The organism is Paenibacillus sp. VTT E-133280 (assembly GCF_002264385.1).
Taxonomy (GTDB): domain Bacteria; phylum Bacillota; class Bacilli; order Paenibacillales; family Paenibacillaceae; genus Paenibacillus_AQ; species Paenibacillus_AQ nitricinens.
The window spans coordinates 1-16,285 of sequence record NZ_NFUX01000036.1; the positions used below are offsets into that span (position 1 = coordinate 1).

The window sequence follows — 16,285 nt, forward strand, 5'->3', positions numbered from 1 at the left end:
AGTTAAAGTGTCCTCATCAAAGGTTGGACTTAGTGTCACTCCACTCAATGTCAGGTCACTTAATGAGGCATCTGAACTTGCCGCTCGGGTTACCGTCACGGTATAGTCCTTCTTTGTTCCATCTTCTGCGGTAACGTGAACGGTGAATATATTCGCTCCTACCGATAACGTCTTCGAGCCTAAATCACCTGCTGAAACCGTTGCGGTACCGTCACTCTTGATTGCTGCAACGTTCGTGCTTGTCACATCATTTGCTACATTGGCTGTGTAAGTCAGTGTACCACTCGCAAATACAGGACTTAGCGTTACTCCGCTTAACGTCAGGGCATTTAATGTGGCATCTGAACTCTTCGCTCTTATTACCGTAACGGTATAATCTTTCTTAGTAATACCATCCTCTGCGGTGACGTGGACAGTCAATGTATTCGCTCCTACCGATAGCAGCTTCAAACCTAGATCTGCTACGGGTACCATAGCAGCCCCACTATTCGTGCTTGCTCCAATAGTTGTACTAGTCACATTGTTTGCTACATTAGCAGTGTACGACAAAGTGCCACTAGCAAATACAGGACTGAGTGTCACATCACTTAATGTCAGCGCACTCAGAGAGGCGTCTGAACTTGTCGCACGAGTTGCCGTCACGGTATATTCCTTCTTCGTGACACCATCCTCAGCTGTAACATGAACAATAAAGGTATTTATTCCAACGGACAGCGACTTCGAACCTAAATCTGTCACTAGGATCACAGAATCTTTATTCCCTTTGGTTGCTGTGATTGTCGTATTCGTTACGCTATTAGCAACAACTGCAGTATACGTCAATGTATCCTTAGAAAATGTAGGGCTGAGCGTCACATCGGTAAAGGTCAGTCCGCTTAGGGTCGCGTCTGCACTTTTTGGATTTATTACATCTGATTCAACGGTCAGCTCTTGTACCTCAGACGCAGGTAGTTTAGCTGTTTCCGCTATACGAACTGAGATCGTATCGTTTTCATTAACAACGAGGTTGTCAACACTCGTACCGGAGATCCCTTTATACGGATTCTCATTGATTTTATATTCCATCGTTTCCGAAACATCACTTAGCTTTGTCGTACCACCAATCGTTCCTGTATCTAATAATCCAGTTGGTGCTGCTGCTGATTTGATATGCGCTAAACCAACTTTTAATTTTTGGTCGAAGGATGCTGGTTCTGAGGAAGTTGCCGCAAGACGAACAAAAATCGTATCGCCCGCATAGACAGAAATATTATCCTCACTTGTATCGGAAATTTCCTCATACAAGCCCGAATTGACTCTATATTCCATAGCTCCACTTACATTGATTAGCTTCGTAGTTCCCGCGGTGGTTCCCACCGTTAAGCTACCTAAAGTGGGTCCGGCCTTAATATCTGCTACACCTACTGCCAATGTTTTGGTGCTTGTTATATCTCCTGATACTCGGACTTTAATTTGATCTCCCGTATCTACAACAATGTTATCTGCATCAATGTCTGTTATTGGAATATAATCGCTATCGTTAAGCGAATATTCCATCCCGTTAGATACATTATTAATCTTTGTTGTCCAGCCTTTAGTCCCTGGAGATAAATCTGTAAATGCCCACAATCTAGGATACTGATTAGGGGTGATATACCATGTGGAATCGAAGTTCCAACCGCTAAAATTAGCCTTAGTATGCATCTCTGCAGTTGTTCTTCCTTCACCTTTTCCTGTATCCTCTTGCTGTGCTGTATCTTTATCATAGAAGCTATTCGCTAATGATCCAAAATAGTAATAATAACTACCTATCAAACCACCAACGTCTGCAGTCCCAGGTCCAGGCTTCACAGTTCCAGTCGCGTAGCTGTTTCTAATGTCTACAAAGTAAGAAACTCCAATCAAGCCGCCAATACCGTTTATTGCATAAAGACTAGTCGCGGTTACCGATCCTGACACATAGCTATCACTCACCACTCCTAAATAAGCATATCCCACCAAGCCACCTACATAATAATCTCCATTTAATGACCCAATCACATAACTATTAGTAATGGATCCATTTGTGCTATATCCTACCATCCCTCCAATATATCCACTGCCATTTATAGATACTCCAGTAACGTAGCTATTGTTGATGGTACCTTCACTACCTCCAGCAATAGCACCAATAAAAGTACCGCCACCTGAAATGTTGACGTTTTCCAATCTCATATTTGTAACATTACTTCCACTATCTAAATAACCAAATAATCCCGTATAATAAGTATAATTACTTTGAACACTAAGATTTGTAATTTTATATCCGTTGCCATCTATATTTCCTTTAAATCTTTCACTATCATTTCCAATTGGCATCCAGCTTGTATAACTTCCTAGATCGATGTCTGCTATAAGTTTGAAATAAGTACCACTTTCCATATGGTTTCTAACTTCACTCAGTTGATCGGAAGTCTCGATTAGATAAGGATCACTTTCTGTACCAGACCCATTACCTATATACTTTTTAATCATCTGTTGACTTACCACCACATCTGGATAACCAAGCGCTGTCACTCTAATGTCATGAATGCCTTTTGTAATCAGTACACCGGCTTTTATCGTGAGCATACCGGCATCAACAGCGTATTGTGTCTCTTTACTTAATACTGTCCCTCCGTCTGACACCGCCGTAATCGCTTCACGCCACAGAGAATCGTCAGGAAACGTAATCGTTATATCTTTATCGGTATAGTTGTTATCCGTATCCGCTGTTAGAACAGGCGGGGTAAATTGAATATTTGTAATCTCAATGGGCTGACTATATGCGTTATCTGAGATATCCACAAATGCTCCCGCATCGATTTTCAGTGCATTTGAATCCCCTAATAAAGTGTCTTTAAAATGGATTTCTAGCGTACTACTTGTATCTGTGTAGGTTACGTTTGTAACGGTGTCCTCTACGTCAAGAGGTGCATAAGCGCCGCCGCTTGTTTTCTTCACTGTAATCTTTTCTCGCAAATCCTCTATTGTGCCTGCCTGTCTAGCATACACATTAAATGTAACCGTTAACGTCTTGTTCTGCTCGCTAACAACTTTAGTCATTTCGCCGCTATCAAGCTGAAGGTCACGATAATAGCATTGTTTTCTAATTCCGCCTTCTGGGTCACCGCCCATTACATCATTTGAACATATCGTGCTATCGGTAATAATTTTCGAATAATACTTATAATTCCCCCCAGTAGCCCAATAACGGACTTCTTTCCTCCCTGGAACTATGCAAGTGCTATCCTCTCCCTCATCAGCACAATAGGTCCAGCCGGGGCTTCCATCAGGTCCTGTATTTCCATCTTGCGCTGAAACAATGCCTGTAAATATAAAGGAGAACGATGAAAATATCATCAGTCCTACTAATAAACGAATCGTAAACCCTCTCAACCATCTTTGTGTAGAACCAGATATTTTTGTTATTAACATAGCTATATTTACTCTCCTCCAATGTAACTTACTAACAGGTGAAAATAATTCCAAAGTGCTTTTGTATGCATTAATTGATATTGCCCCACTTCCTTTTCAATTAAGTTTCTTGTTGCAAAATATCTTTGTATGTCGAATACTCAGCAATTACCTAACTATAAGACTAACTTTTCCAAAAAAAAACTCCCCAAAAGGGGAGGATAGTCTTACTTATAGGGGGGCTTCATACCTATTATATGAATGTATTGAAATATTGGAGCGCTTGCACACGATTGTTTACTCCAAGCTTTCTATACATATTTTTAATATGAAATTTCACTGTTTCACCTGTAACAAATAGCTTATCAGCGATTTCTTTATTCGACAGCCCACTTGCGATTAAATGTAGAACTTTCATTTCCTGTTCCGTTAATATTTCTTTGAGAGATGGCTTTCCTTCCATGGTTACATTAAAAGCCTGGATCAGCTGCTTCACATAAGACAACGAAAGCTTTGGATCGGGAATTAGACTGCCTATCTGTACCTTCAGATAAGTAGATAGCAGTTCCTGCATCTTAGGTCCTTCATCCAAAAAGCTGCGGATATAGCCTTCTGGCTCTGCTAGATGTAAAGCGGTCTCCAAGAGTAGATAAGCTGCCTCAGTTTGACCGATGGATTGATACGTCATACTTTGCGCAATACATACCTTAATTTGATCTCGGAGACGATCTTCCTTGGATAACAAAAGATTCAGTTGATCCAATACTTGTAAGGATTCACCTGAACGTTCGCATGCAGCCAGCACTTTTGCCAAAGCTAGGTACTCTGCGATTCGATTCATGGGAATTTCGTCCGTATGTGCCAAACCGCATTCCCCCAACCATTCCACAGCCATTTGAAGCGAACCCTGCTGTAGAGATAAACATGCGTGCTCCGCTTCAACACCTAACATAAACAAATCATAGTCAGGAGAGTCAATTTGCAATTTCAACTGTGTAAGCAGCTGTGATGCTCGCTTTGGATCTCCTTTGGCTTGCTGAATCCTTGAAGCGCTAGTGTAATTGTGAATCAAAATTCGAGCGAAAGGCTGCATGTCCTTACGTTCAAGGACTTTACTTGCATACCGTTCAGCTTCGTCCAATCGATTCCATTCATAGAGCAATTTGCTATAAGAAGCATACAAATAACCAACAAAAGGATACTCCTGTTTGTTCTCCCAAACTGTAATCCATTTTAATAGGAAGGCTTCTGCTGCATGAAGATCATTAATAAGCGCCAAGTGATCATCAAACACATCATTCCCTTGATATCGATTACGCCCCATCGTTTGAAAAAAACTACCTTCTGGCACGAATTGCTCTACGAGCTCAAAGTATGCCGACGTTCGCTCAAGGTCCTTTTGCAGATAGGTGGTAACTGAACAGAAAAAGTAAATATTACCCATAATCTGATTCCACTGGGCATCATCCATTTTCCCCTGCAACGCTAGAAACCGAATTTCAGCCTGCTCTACTCTCTTAAATGCCGTCTTCCATTCTCCAACTCCCAGCAATACAGAGATATAAAACAATTCAATCATCGGCTTCTCTGCAAAAGAGTTCTCCGGCAAAGCAGACACCCATCGAATCAAAACAACGCTTTTCGACTGCACCAACGTATGAAGATTCTTCTCGATCAAACGAACAGCATCTGCGAACCGTTTTCCTTCTATATAATGTTCCACCGCTTCTTCATCAAAACCTTGCTCCTCCAGCCAATTTGCCGCTCGAGTATGTACTTGCATCCACTTATTCGGATCTGTTCTGAACAATATTTGTTGCAAAAAGTCAGAAAGCAAATGATGATACCTGTACCAATTCCTTTGATCATCCAAGGGGATAACGAATAAATTCAAATGGACTAACCTTACCAATTGCTCTTGGCAGTTCATTTGACCGGTTACAGCTTGACACAAGGAATGATTCATCCGATCTAAAATAGAGGTTTCCAGTAAAAAAGTGCGTACAGAATCCGATAGATGATGAAATACTTCTTCTAGCAAATAATCAGATATATGCTGCTGTTGACCTCTAATTTGATGAATCGTCGCATTTATATTATCACTTTGTTTCAGACTAATCGCCGCTAGCTGTAAGCCGCTAATCCAGCCTTCGGTCTGATCATAAAGCTCGGTAATTTGATCTTTGGTTAATCGCAAATCGGTTGTATCCCGAAAAAATTCAAATCCCTCATCCAATTGAAAACGCAGATCCTGCATGATGATTCGATGTAACTCACCTTTTGCCAAAAGCCTGGTAGTGGGTATGGTCAAATCGGTTCGACTAACGATATATAGATGAATATGGGGAGGTAAATGCTCAAGTAGATAAGCCATAGACTGATGTATTGTGGGGGTTTCGATGACATGATAATCATCAAGAATAATAAGTAGTTCACTTGTTAAGTTATTTAACTCATTCAATAGCGCTACTATCGCTGGCTCCAAAGTCATAGAAGGCCCATTCATCAGAAGGGGTTGAACCGTTGATCCAAACCTAGGGCAACTCTCTTGGATAGAGGCTGTTACATAACTCCAAAACTGAGCCCAATCATTATCCTGCATATCTAATGAAACCCAAGCTACTTGCGTATCACAATGTCTAATCCATTCACTTAATGCTGTGGTTTTGCCATAACCAGCTTGAGCAGAAATAAGCGTCAACTTGTAGTCCATTCCTTCATTAAGTTTACGCATCAGCCTTGGGCGAGAGACCAATGTTTTACGAATACGAGGGATATGGAGTTTAGTTCCAACAATCAATGATAACCCCTCCGAATATGTATAAATGCTATAGGTAATACAATAAATTCAATCTATTTTAGTAGCATTTTTTAGAATTCAAGTCTATTAATCACAGTATATCAGATAGAGGAATATTAAAATATGAAATGATGCCTTCTGATAAGTGTATCTATATTCTACAAAAAAATAAAAAACGGCATCTCTGCCGTTTGTCTTAAACATGATCGTATAAAGATCCTTTTAGTTCACTTTAGTAAAAAACCATTTCTGAGCATCGCTTCCATTATCCGTCCACTGCTGAACCGCTGCGCCATCTGCCGTTGAGGCTCCGTTTACATCCATAGCTAATCCGCTCACTTTAGAAATTAGTTTGTAATAGCCACCCCCTACATCTACAATACTCCACCGCTGAGCGTTGCTACCATTGTCATCCCACTGCTGCAACTGTACACCGCTGGTGGTTGATGAGTTTGGCACATCCAAGACTTTTCCACTATGCACTGCTGTCAGCTTATAGTAGCCGTCTCCTGTACTTTCCACCTTGAATTTCTGGTTATTAGCTGTGTAATTGGTCCATTGCTGCATCTTCGCCCCACTTGCTGTGGATACATCCACTACGTCCAGAACCTTGCCACTAGCCTTGTCGGCTAAGGTATAAATCCCGCCACTAACGATGCTTGAGGTAGGCGCGGATTGATACACACGTACATAATCAACCAGCATTTGCGCCGGGAAAGCAGTTGAAGCGTTTGGACTTCCAGGCCAATTCCCACCAACAGCAAGGTTTAGCAGGATAAAGAAGGGTTTTTGGAACTCCTCTGTATTGCCCGTTCCATTCTCAATATAAAAAGCATTAAATTGGTTGCCATCTACAAACCACTTGATATAATTCGCATCCCATTCAACGCTGTACACATGGTATTGAGAGAAATCCAGATTTCCGGATACCTGCCCATACTCGGCATGCCCATTGGCATCCCAGTGTACCGTCCCATTAACAAAAGCATTATTGTTCACACGTTCCATAATGTCTGTTTCACCGGATTTAGGCCAACCTACTGTATCAATATTTGATCCAAGCATCCAAAATGCCGGCCAGAGTCCTTGACCCGAAGGCACCTTGATTCTAGCTTCGATTTTCCCATAGGTAAAACTTTTGAGTCCTTGTGTTTTAATCCGTGCAGAGGTGTAATTCATTCCACCGTAGGATTCTTTTTGCGCTGTAATCACCAGATTCCCACCCGTAACTTGCAGGTTCTGCGGACGACTAGTATAGTACTGAAGTTCGTTGTTACCCCAGCCACCGCTCCCTGTGCCGATTTCAGCCGACCAATTATTCGTATTCAGAGAATTCCCGTCAAATTCATCGCTCCATACCAGATTCCAGTTAGAAGCTGCACTTGAATTACCAGTAGGCACTAGAGCAATCATGAGTGTAAACAGCAGAAATAGACTTAGCATTTTTCCTTTTCTCAACATCATCGTCTCCTCCTAATAAATAAAAAAATTATAGGACACTGGAATGCTTAAGACGATATCTGCCCAGGGTCAGCCCAATAGAATCACCTCTTTGATCTTATTGATTTCATTGCACGGCGCGCTCGCACATTTGAAACCGGTTTCGTTTTTAAAAAAAACAAAACACTATCCCCAAAACCAGCTATTACAGCCAGCGTCAGGTTAACGCATCACTTCATTTGCAGTGTACGTCTTCTCTATCCGTAATATGCCAAGATTTCAACCTTACTTATGTACTTTAATCCCATAGCCACTTCCTAGTTTACCTCCTGCAATTAAAAAAGCTTTTGCACTCCGTTGCAGTTGAGTGTTCTCTACGTACTCTTGAGGGGTCATACTTAGTTTACTAAATATTCTTTCTTCTGCTTCCTTGGAACTTTTGTCGACTTCATAAATGTAGAACCGGCTTTGAAACTTAATAATGTTCGATTCTGGGTTCAATACCTCCCTTAGTTCCGGATCAAGCAGCCATGAATGACAAATAAACACTGGAGTTATTCCTCTAAAAAAAGCTCTGGCTAACTGAAAGGATTCCTCCACACTTTGAACTGATAAAGGCTCTCCTGCTGGAATGTGCACATTAAGCACGAGTTGATTCGTAAAGATTGTATAACCATCAACGACTAAATCACGGTCCATCGCAAAAGGTTGAAATTGCATTCTTCCCAAACGAAATAACCGAAGCTGAACATGCTCTTGCAGCCAGTTATATTCTTCAATACCATATTCTCCGTAATCACGCATACATTGCATGCACCAGATCTGAATATCTGAGAATGTATCATAATAGATCTCGTCCTCAATGTTACGAATACGATACTCTTCATAAGCATCTACTGCGAATCTCACAAATAAATATAATAATAGCTTTCGATAACCCTCCGAGAGTTTCACCGATTCAAAAAAAGAAAATCTATCAAAGTAAAAATGTTGTTTATAAACTAGATATTCATCCTCTTTCAACTGAAACTCATAAACTTGCTGTCTAGCCGCTGGATCAAGCTTTATCCCTTCACACAATGCTCTGATATTCACTAGAAAACCTCCTTAGTTCCTATGGAATGCCTATAACCGCTCTTTACAAAAGAATATCTCACTATTACTCATTTTTTCACATAATAAAACAAAGAAACGGCATTTTCGCCGTTTCTTTGTTTTATGGATGGCCAGGGCTCAGAGCCTGTTTTACTCCAATCCATGCTCCTTGCGGATGTTATACATACCTTGAACAAGCAGCTCGGAAGGATCCCGATTCAATTGCAAGTGCGTTAACAATAAATGCAGTGGAAACGCACATACGTTATTCCCATCGCTTATCGCTGGAAATCCAGCCTCAAAAACCGGACCTAGTTTTTCGTTCCAAGCTAGACCCACATGTACATCCTCTGGCGCAAATTCTTCGGTGATTTCTTTAATACATTGCGGAACTAGCTCATTGTCTATGATCGCTTTAGCTTCGTCTTCACTTGAAGGCGGTTTTGGAAGCGTTTTGCCTCCCTCAATCTTCATCAGATCAACAAAGAATGAAGCCATCCATGCTGCAGGGTCCTTACCCGATTGAAATCTTGCAATCAATTCACGCAGAAAAAAGCCACAAGAATAGACATGGTCTAACTCAGACTTTACGTGAAAAACAAAAACCGGGCCGTAGGCCTCCATATTCAACACTTGTCCTTCAACGTCTTGAAAGTGCACTCTCAAAGCTACGAGACCGTTATGATGAACAGCCATCACTAGCTTATTCATATCCTCCTCAGACATTTCTGGATCATTGGTTATTTCCTCGTTCTCGTTTAATGTTTCTTCGTTCTCATTTGTTATCTCATTGGTCATTTTAAATTCCCTCCCGCTCCTATCATACCATCTAGTGAATTGAACTGACACTTTAATAATAGACAAATTATAGTTTCAATAACAATTTAGCCAACCCGTCACAATGACTGGCCGGCTCTAACTACCTTACATTATCTTTACGCTGCCCCCAGAAACGAAGATCTATATTCACATCGATATTTTCCTTATCTAGAGAATTCTCCGTCAATGTAGTTCCGTTATCTTGAAATTGTTTCCAAATTTTGTTATTTCTTTGAAATAGAATCAGTGACAATTGATAAGGATCAGCTCCAATAGCTACAGCTGACCGGAACGTGGATAACAGCTCGTCTCTTAGAGAATCCTCTGTTAACTTTTGTAATTCCGCTACTTCTACTTTCTTGTATATACTTTGCACCATACCATGTGCTTTTATTTTAATTCCATACTTCATTCCATCTTTAGTTGGTATAAGCTCTACAGTGAATCGAGGCTGTTGCAGCATCACACTCCCCACAGGATCATCGTGAGGACCAACGATGACGGGTGCCTGAGTATTCCTATCTGCGAGCCAACGGATTCCTAAGAGCTCCTTCCGCTTCTTCCAGCCTTTGCTCTCTTTATTCTTAATGAGAAAAGCTCCGTCGATCTCGAGTATAGGATGCTGCCTCATATCCTCGCTCCAGTTGGCACTCGTAATAGATAGTGTGGGAAGTACTGCAGTAGCTGCTTTTTCCCTGTAGTGAATTATAAAATCATTAAACTGCGTTGGACGTATAAATGAAAGCTGCTTATAGCTCTCCATTGGCTCATGTAGCAAGGAATGCAGAGGTGACAGCTTGAAAAATGGTGTTGTTGTAAACAAATCCTTCAGATCTCCATGCGTACCATAAACCCACTTGGTATACCTGATTTCCTCTGAGCGGTTTGTAATATCAAAAACCTGTTCCATTCGTTCAGGCTCCAGTACAGACTCTGTCAATACAAGAGCTGTAACCTGACCCCAGGACAAATACTGCTGATTCGTCTTATAAATATCCAGCAGAGCATCTGCTAAATTTTTGCCACGGCCCTTTCCTACCCACACCGGTATCTCCTGCGAAGCTCCCCCTCCCTCTTGCTTCGCAACACTAGAAAAATCAAGCATTTGAGCATAAATAATATATTCTCCATCTTTGTAATCAACACCGATGGCACTTATATAGTTTATATCCTGAACCTCGCGGATATCCCAACAGCCAGTCAACAACAGGGAGAGAGAGATCATCAGAATGTATAATCCTGCAACAGATCGAATCATAAAGAACCACCCTTTTTCCGTAACCCGGGAAGCCTCATGAAATTACGCAGGATCTTTTGGATAGAAAAGGGTGAGAAGGGTGCCAAAAAGGGTTGCCCAAATGGCCGATGACTAGAGGTGTAAAGAATGAGAAAAAAAACTGAAATAAAAAAACCAAATAACCCAAGTACAGAAGAAAAAAATAGCGTAAAGATCCTCATCAGGGTCTGACTATATACAAAATCCTGATTAGCAAGTGTTGCACCAGCAACAAAGGACATGGCAGCAATAACTGTCACCGTTGGCGAGAATAGTCCACCACGTATAGCTGCATCTCCTATGATAATCCCTGATACAACCGTTATAGTTCCACCAACTGAGGAGGGCATTCGGCTCCCAGCCTCACGAAGCAGAGACATTAGAAAAAGGATCAGGAGCATTTCAAAGGCACCTGGAAATGGTAAACCCAGTCGAGTATTCGCTACGGTCGACAGGAGTGAAAATGGGATTTGATCTTGATGATAGGACATCAAGGAAATATAAAATCCTGGCAAGAAGATGGAAATGATAACACCAAGCAAGCGTAGAACACGCCATGGAAAGGCAAAATAAAATGGAAGGTGAGGATCTTCAGCAGAAAATAACAGCTGCATAAAACTAGCTGGAGCAATCAGTGCAACTGGATTTCCATCGAGGATCAGAATGAGGCGGCCTCTCATTAAGGAATCATGGGTGAAATCAGGCCTACCGCTATAATCAAATATAGGGAGTAATGAGAACTTATAAGGGGATATATGCTCTATCAGTTCTCCAATGCCTGATGGTGCATCACCAGTATAGCTGTTTAACCTGTCTTCAATTTCCGTAACCATCTCCGGAATTACCCGCTCCTTCAGATAGAGCACCCCCACATTTACGCCAGCAACTTCTCCTAGCGTGTATGAGGTATATATCAAATCCGTTGTCTTTAATCTTTTACGAATTAGTGCTACATTTACCTCCAGACTTTCTACAAAGCCATCCCGCGCACCTTTAACGGAAATTTCAGTGCTGGCATCCTCAGGTGTCCGATTGATGTTGCTTGGAGCGTTAAAAGCATAACAGTCACTTTGGTCTGGAAACACAAGAACCGCATAACCAGAAAATACATTTTGAATAATACTTTTTTCATCGGCCGGCAATTTCTTTAATGATAGTTGAGCTTCCAGTTGGGTTGGGTTGGTAGGCTGCTGATCGGTTAAGGATTGGCCCCATAATCGATGGATAACCGGTAGGAAAGTCTCTGAAATCGTCACAGAATCGCACATCATTTTATCAAAAATGAGAATTCCCCACGGCTTATCCCCCACATTATATCCGGGATAGATTTTAAAGTGAACGTCTTCACAATCCTTAAACCGTTGCTTCAAGCTTTCTTCCGTGACAATCATGATGTTTTCCCTCCTAAGTCGGAACTGGTTGGTTCTGAACGACCGATAAACAAATACAAAAGTACAAGCAGCACTGTTGTATATACGGTAGAAATCACAAGAATATGATCGCCAATGTAATGATACATTCGCAGATTACTAAGTGGCATAATACACAAACCCGCCATCAGAACCGCAGAACAAAAAATTCCGACTAAACGTTTGGAAGCAGGAAATAGATACTCTGACATTAGGTACATACAAAGTGAAATGGAGATATACGCACCGCTTAACCATTGAAAGATAGAAAGAAAATCTACATGCTCGATAAATTTACCGAGCTTCACCAGCCTCCATTGTTCATACGCCGGGTAACGTTGAATTCTCATCTCTTCGGGCCCAAATTCGGAGATTCCAGCCATGGTCGGACCAAGCGTGAGCATAACCAAAATAAAATGAAAAGCGGCAACAGTGAGCAGTTTGGGATTTTTTTTAAGATGCGGGCGAAGAAAGATCACTAATATAAATTGTGTAAAGCCACCAAGTATCGCTGGCAATCCATGTAGTACTGGTGCAATTCCATCTTCTAAAACAGGTAACAACATGTCATAATTCTTATATTTCGCATTGGAAAATGAAACAAAAAAACCTAAAACTACAACCATAGGGAGCAGAATACCCGCAGCGGTACCTATAGTTAGGATACCTGAATACGCTGTAGCCACACATAGCAGGACTAATACTAAGGTTGTAACCGTTACAGGGGTTTCTAGTAAGTACGTAGATTTGGTCCAATCAATAACTTCCTTTAAAGTATAAAGGGCAAAGAAAAATAAATATAAACTTATCATGCACATTACAAGTCTTCTAGCCCACTTACCACTGCCTTCATCTATGGCTAATTTTAAGGTTCTATTCCCTATTTTTTTCATAATTGCATATAGAAAAAGTACCCAAGGAATACATAGGATAGCCCCCAGGATTACTGTGATCCAAGCGTCTCTCCCCGATTTCTCCAGCAGCACAGGGATAATCATTACGTGATTGGTTAGTCCTGCGGTCAACATCATCAGCATAAATCCTTGAGATACTGGAATCCCACGACTTCCCGGCACATACATCCCCCCAATTCTTTCTAGGAATAACCTGTGCCAACTGATTACAATTTATACATCTTCTCCATTCGACAAACCGCTAATCATATCCACCCAGTATGATCTCACTAGAAACTCCAAGCTTTAATGTTGATTCTCCAGAAATAGGTCCCCGAAGGCATTAACATCCTTTGAAGAACCTATGCCACTATTGTACTCCAGCCAGCCTCTACGCCCTTCGCCGTCATTATCATTGACCAGCAGCGAAAACTTAAGCTTCATTCCTTGCTTCACATGGTTAATGTCATGGCTCAGTTCACGCCAGGGTATGGCTAATTCGTAGCTGGTTGTTGAATCTGAGCGACTCACCGCATACTTTAGCTCTAGGGCATCATTTATATTGAATCCCCGTGGGGTTAACCAGCGCCACTTCAGCAGATTCCCTGCATTTCCCCGAGCCACGCCTAGTTCATGATACTCCGAGGGTACCGTTCCATCTGTGTTTGCAATACCAATGCCGATCTGGATGCTGTCTCCACTCCAAATGGCATCACCCGATGCCGACTGTTCATGCTTGTCATCTATAACTTCTACCCCTAGATAAAGGTTATCCTCATCCCAAGCTAAGGAACCAGTCGCACTGATATCCTGCTCACCTCTCCAACCACTGATTTTGATATCCTTCACATTAAAGCGAGCCTGATCACTCCAATCTGATAGGTTACCATTGATTTCAACGGGCTTACTGAGTTTTGGCAACAACAGTGCGTTAAAGGAATCTAACGTCGACTGCAATAGATTACCTATGTCATTATAAGATTTAAGCGTCCGTTGTCCTCTAGTAAGTTCAGGAATCTCTAACCGCACACTCTTTCCTGGTTCTAGGTTCTCCACAGAAGAACTAAAGGTACCTTGCGTAGAACGTCCTGTCTCATAATCCGCTTCCACTGAACCATTGAAATTGTTCGAAGACTGATTAGTAACATCCATATGAGTTCTTATTTCCTTGGCAGCTTCATCATAAAATGTCTCATATTTCACCGTCAACGGGTCGATTACGTTAACATTGACAGCGAAGCTCATTTCCGTTTTAGGATCTTCGCCTCGTGAGACAAACAGCGTATCACTTCCTCGCACCAAGCCTTCCGGAACCTGTATCCGAAGTCTGTCAGCTTCCTCTTCACGAAGCTGCCATCCCTCGGGCAAATCGATGTTGATCGACTCCTTCGAAGGCGTATGATAGACCTCGGGTAGCTTAATATCAAAAGCATCTCCGGAAGCAATCGAAAATCCGGAATTCTCCGGTAGCTTTGCAAGATCAGAACTGTTCATGACATTCCATAGAAAATGTGTTGTCGTCTCCATAATTTCATCGATGTATTTATCATTCTTGTAATCATGTCCGACACCTTCCATGGTGAGCAGGTTATGATACACCCCCTTCTCTTTCAGCTGTTCGGCCAATTCAACACTTTGCTGGTACGGCACCAGTTTGTCTGTCGTTCCATGAATGATGAGCACCGGCGGCAGCTTACTGTCCGCACTTTTCGTCAGATCACCGCCATAAATATCAACAATAGAAAATATAGGTTTAATGATGGAAGGCTCCTGTGATACATATTGATTAACAAAGTTTATGGCTAGATGCCCCCCTGCTGAATCACCGCCGATCACAATACGGCTTGCATCCATTCCATAATTCTCTGCGTTATCATTGATCCATTGGATCACATCGCTTACATCTTCATAAGCGTCATTAAGCGTGCGGGTGAAATTAGTAAATGGATCTTTTTTTAGCCTATAATCAATGGCCAATACCGCATATCCACGCTTGGCCAGTCCCGTAGAAAAGTCCGCTGCATCGTACTTCCCTCCTTCTGTGTACCCTCCACCGTGAATGAAAATAAATACAGGTCTCTTCATGTTATGATCATCAGACGGCTCGTATAGATCAAGCTTCAGAGGTTCTACAGCATCTGTCTCATTTTTCTTACTCGCATACAAAATATCTCCCTTCACTGTAACTTTATAAGCGGGAGTCAAGTATTGAACCGGAATTTGTTTATTGTTGACAGTAACTTTTGTCGCTGTTGCGCTACTGTCAGTAGTATTCACATTAGCCACTCCTTTCCCTTCTTTTTCTAAAGCGTTCATATTCTCTCGGTTATGCAGTAACAACCAGGAACCTAGAACGATTACTAGGATCGTAAGAACGTAAACAAGCCTACGCTTCATTATGACAACCTCCCAGAATGATTTTGGATTTGAAAAAGTAATATACTTCCAATATCATCATTCTAGAATTCAAGGTAGCGTTTAACAATTATGTATTCCTTCGTGAATTAGGTTTAATATTACGAACTTTTAGTGAACAAGAAAGCGTATAATTAAGTAGAATCGGCTTTGTCATAGAAATAGATAGAGGAGGACATTACAATCATGAAGTTGAGCATGAATTGGGTAACGCTTAGGGTGCGCGATCTGGAGGCTTCCCTTGATTTTTATAACCGGATTCTGGGGCTTCCCATTGACCGCAGATTTGAGAGTAGAGGAAAACAAATTGTTATGTTAGGCACAGTGGATCAGCCCAAGATCGAGCTTATTCAGGGTAGCGATCCGGCACTGAAGCCTGAATGCGGCGTTTCTATTGGTTTCGAAGTGGAATCGCTCGACGATGCCATAGAGTATTTGAAAAACCAAGGCATCCCCGTCGCACGCGGACCGATCACGCCAAATCCTCATCTGCGATTCTTATATATACTGGATCCAGACGGCTTTGAGGTACAGTTAGCGGAGCATAGCTAGACTAGCTTTTTTCAAACCAAAAGAGGAGTGTCCCATTAGCCATGAAATGGCCGCTGTGACACCCCTCTTTTTGAATATGATGTACCCACCTGATGTTAGAAATCCTGCAAATGTGCAGGCATTTCATTGTTATCGCTGGGTTGCTACTTCTAGAGCAGAAATAACTGCAGAT

10 protein-coding genes are annotated in these 16,285 nt (G+C 41.7%); 1 reads left to right on the forward strand and 9 read right to left on the reverse strand.

From position 1 onward, the window contains the following. The 9 genes from CA600_RS16475 to CA600_RS16515 all read right to left on the reverse strand — a co-directional run. Window positions 1-3,435, reverse strand: a 3,435-nt coding sequence (locus CA600_RS16475) for a cadherin-like beta sandwich domain-containing protein (protein ID WP_143812158.1), incomplete at its 3' end; no start/stop codon positions are given. 232 nt (window positions 3,436-3,667) lie between these two features. Beyond that, window positions 3,668-6,214 (reverse strand): LuxR C-terminal-related transcriptional regulator, encoded by a 2,547-nt coding sequence (locus tag CA600_RS16480; protein ID WP_094871469.1) that lies wholly within the window; start codon window positions 6,212-6,214, stop codon window positions 3,668-3,670. Between the two features lie 222 nt (window positions 6,215-6,436). Then, window positions 6,437-7,675, reverse strand: coding sequence for an RICIN domain-containing protein (locus CA600_RS16485; RefSeq protein WP_094871470.1), 1,239 nt, complete (start codon window positions 7,673-7,675; stop codon window positions 6,437-6,439). A gap of 264 nt (window positions 7,676-7,939) precedes the next feature. After that, complete coding sequence (locus CA600_RS16490; RefSeq protein WP_094871471.1) at window positions 7,940-8,749, reverse strand: acyltransferase domain-containing protein; 810 nt, start codon at window positions 8,747-8,749, stop codon at window positions 7,940-7,942. Window positions 8,750-8,899: 150 nt separating this feature from the next. Further along, window positions 8,900-9,547, reverse strand: a complete 648-nt coding sequence (locus tag CA600_RS16495) for a hypothetical protein (RefSeq protein ID WP_094871472.1) — start codon at window positions 9,545-9,547, stop codon at window positions 8,900-8,902. Window positions 9,548-9,668: 121 nt separating this feature from the next. After that, entirely contained in the window at window positions 9,669-10,826 is a 1,158-nt protein-coding gene (locus CA600_RS16500) for a Ger(x)C family spore germination protein (protein ID WP_094871473.1), read from the reverse strand. Then, the gene (locus CA600_RS16505; protein WP_094871474.1) at window positions 10,823-12,235 is read right to left on the reverse strand and encodes a spore germination protein; all 1,413 of its coding nucleotides are present in this window, start codon (window positions 12,233-12,235) and stop codon (window positions 10,823-10,825) included. Before CA600_RS16505 ends, CA600_RS16500 begins: the two co-directional genes overlap by 4 nt. Further along, window positions 12,232-13,329 carry a GerAB/ArcD/ProY family transporter gene (locus tag CA600_RS16510; RefSeq protein ID WP_094871475.1) on the reverse strand — a complete coding sequence of 366 codons (1,098 nt, stop codon included), beginning with the start codon at window positions 13,327-13,329 and terminating at the stop codon, window positions 12,232-12,234. The genes CA600_RS16505 and CA600_RS16510 overlap by 4 nt, the downstream gene beginning before the upstream one ends. Window positions 13,330-13,452: 123 nt before the next feature. After that, window positions 13,453-15,543: an alpha/beta hydrolase fold domain-containing protein gene (locus CA600_RS16515; RefSeq protein ID WP_094871476.1), complete on the reverse strand. Its 2,091-nt coding sequence runs from the start codon at window positions 15,541-15,543 to the stop codon at window positions 13,453-13,455. A 204-nt stretch (window positions 15,544-15,747) separates the two neighbouring features. On the opposite strand from CA600_RS16515, the gene CA600_RS16520 reads away from it, so the two are divergent. Next, window positions 15,748-16,113, forward strand: coding sequence for a VOC family protein (locus CA600_RS16520; protein WP_094871477.1), 366 nt, complete (start codon window positions 15,748-15,750; stop codon window positions 16,111-16,113). The last annotated feature ends 172 nt before the right edge of the window (window positions 16,114-16,285 follow it).

What these genes read in the sequence shown, in the direction of transcription:
- CA600_RS16485 (WP_094871470.1), bottom strand. Translation starts at nt 7,675, where the DNA reads ATGTTGAGAAAAGGAAAAATGCTAAGTCTATTTCTGCTGTTTACACTC.
- CA600_RS16495 (WP_094871472.1), bottom strand. Translation starts at nt 9,547, where the DNA reads ATGACCAATGAGATAACAAATGAGAACGAAGAAACATTAAACGAGAAC.
- CA600_RS16500 (WP_094871473.1), bottom strand. Translation starts at nt 10,826, where the DNA reads ATGATTCGATCTGTTGCAGGATTATACATTCTGATGATCTCTCTCTCC.
- CA600_RS16505 (WP_094871474.1), bottom strand. Translation starts at nt 12,235, where the DNA reads ATGATTGTCACGGAAGAAAGCTTGAAGCAACGGTTTAAGGATTGTGAA.
- CA600_RS16515 (WP_094871476.1), bottom strand. Translation starts at nt 15,543, where the DNA reads ATGAAGCGTAGGCTTGTTTACGTTCTTACGATCCTAGTAATCGTTCTA.
- CA600_RS16520 (WP_094871477.1), top strand. Translation starts at nt 15,748, where the DNA reads ATGAAGTTGAGCATGAATTGGGTAACGCTTAGGGTGCGCGATCTGGAG.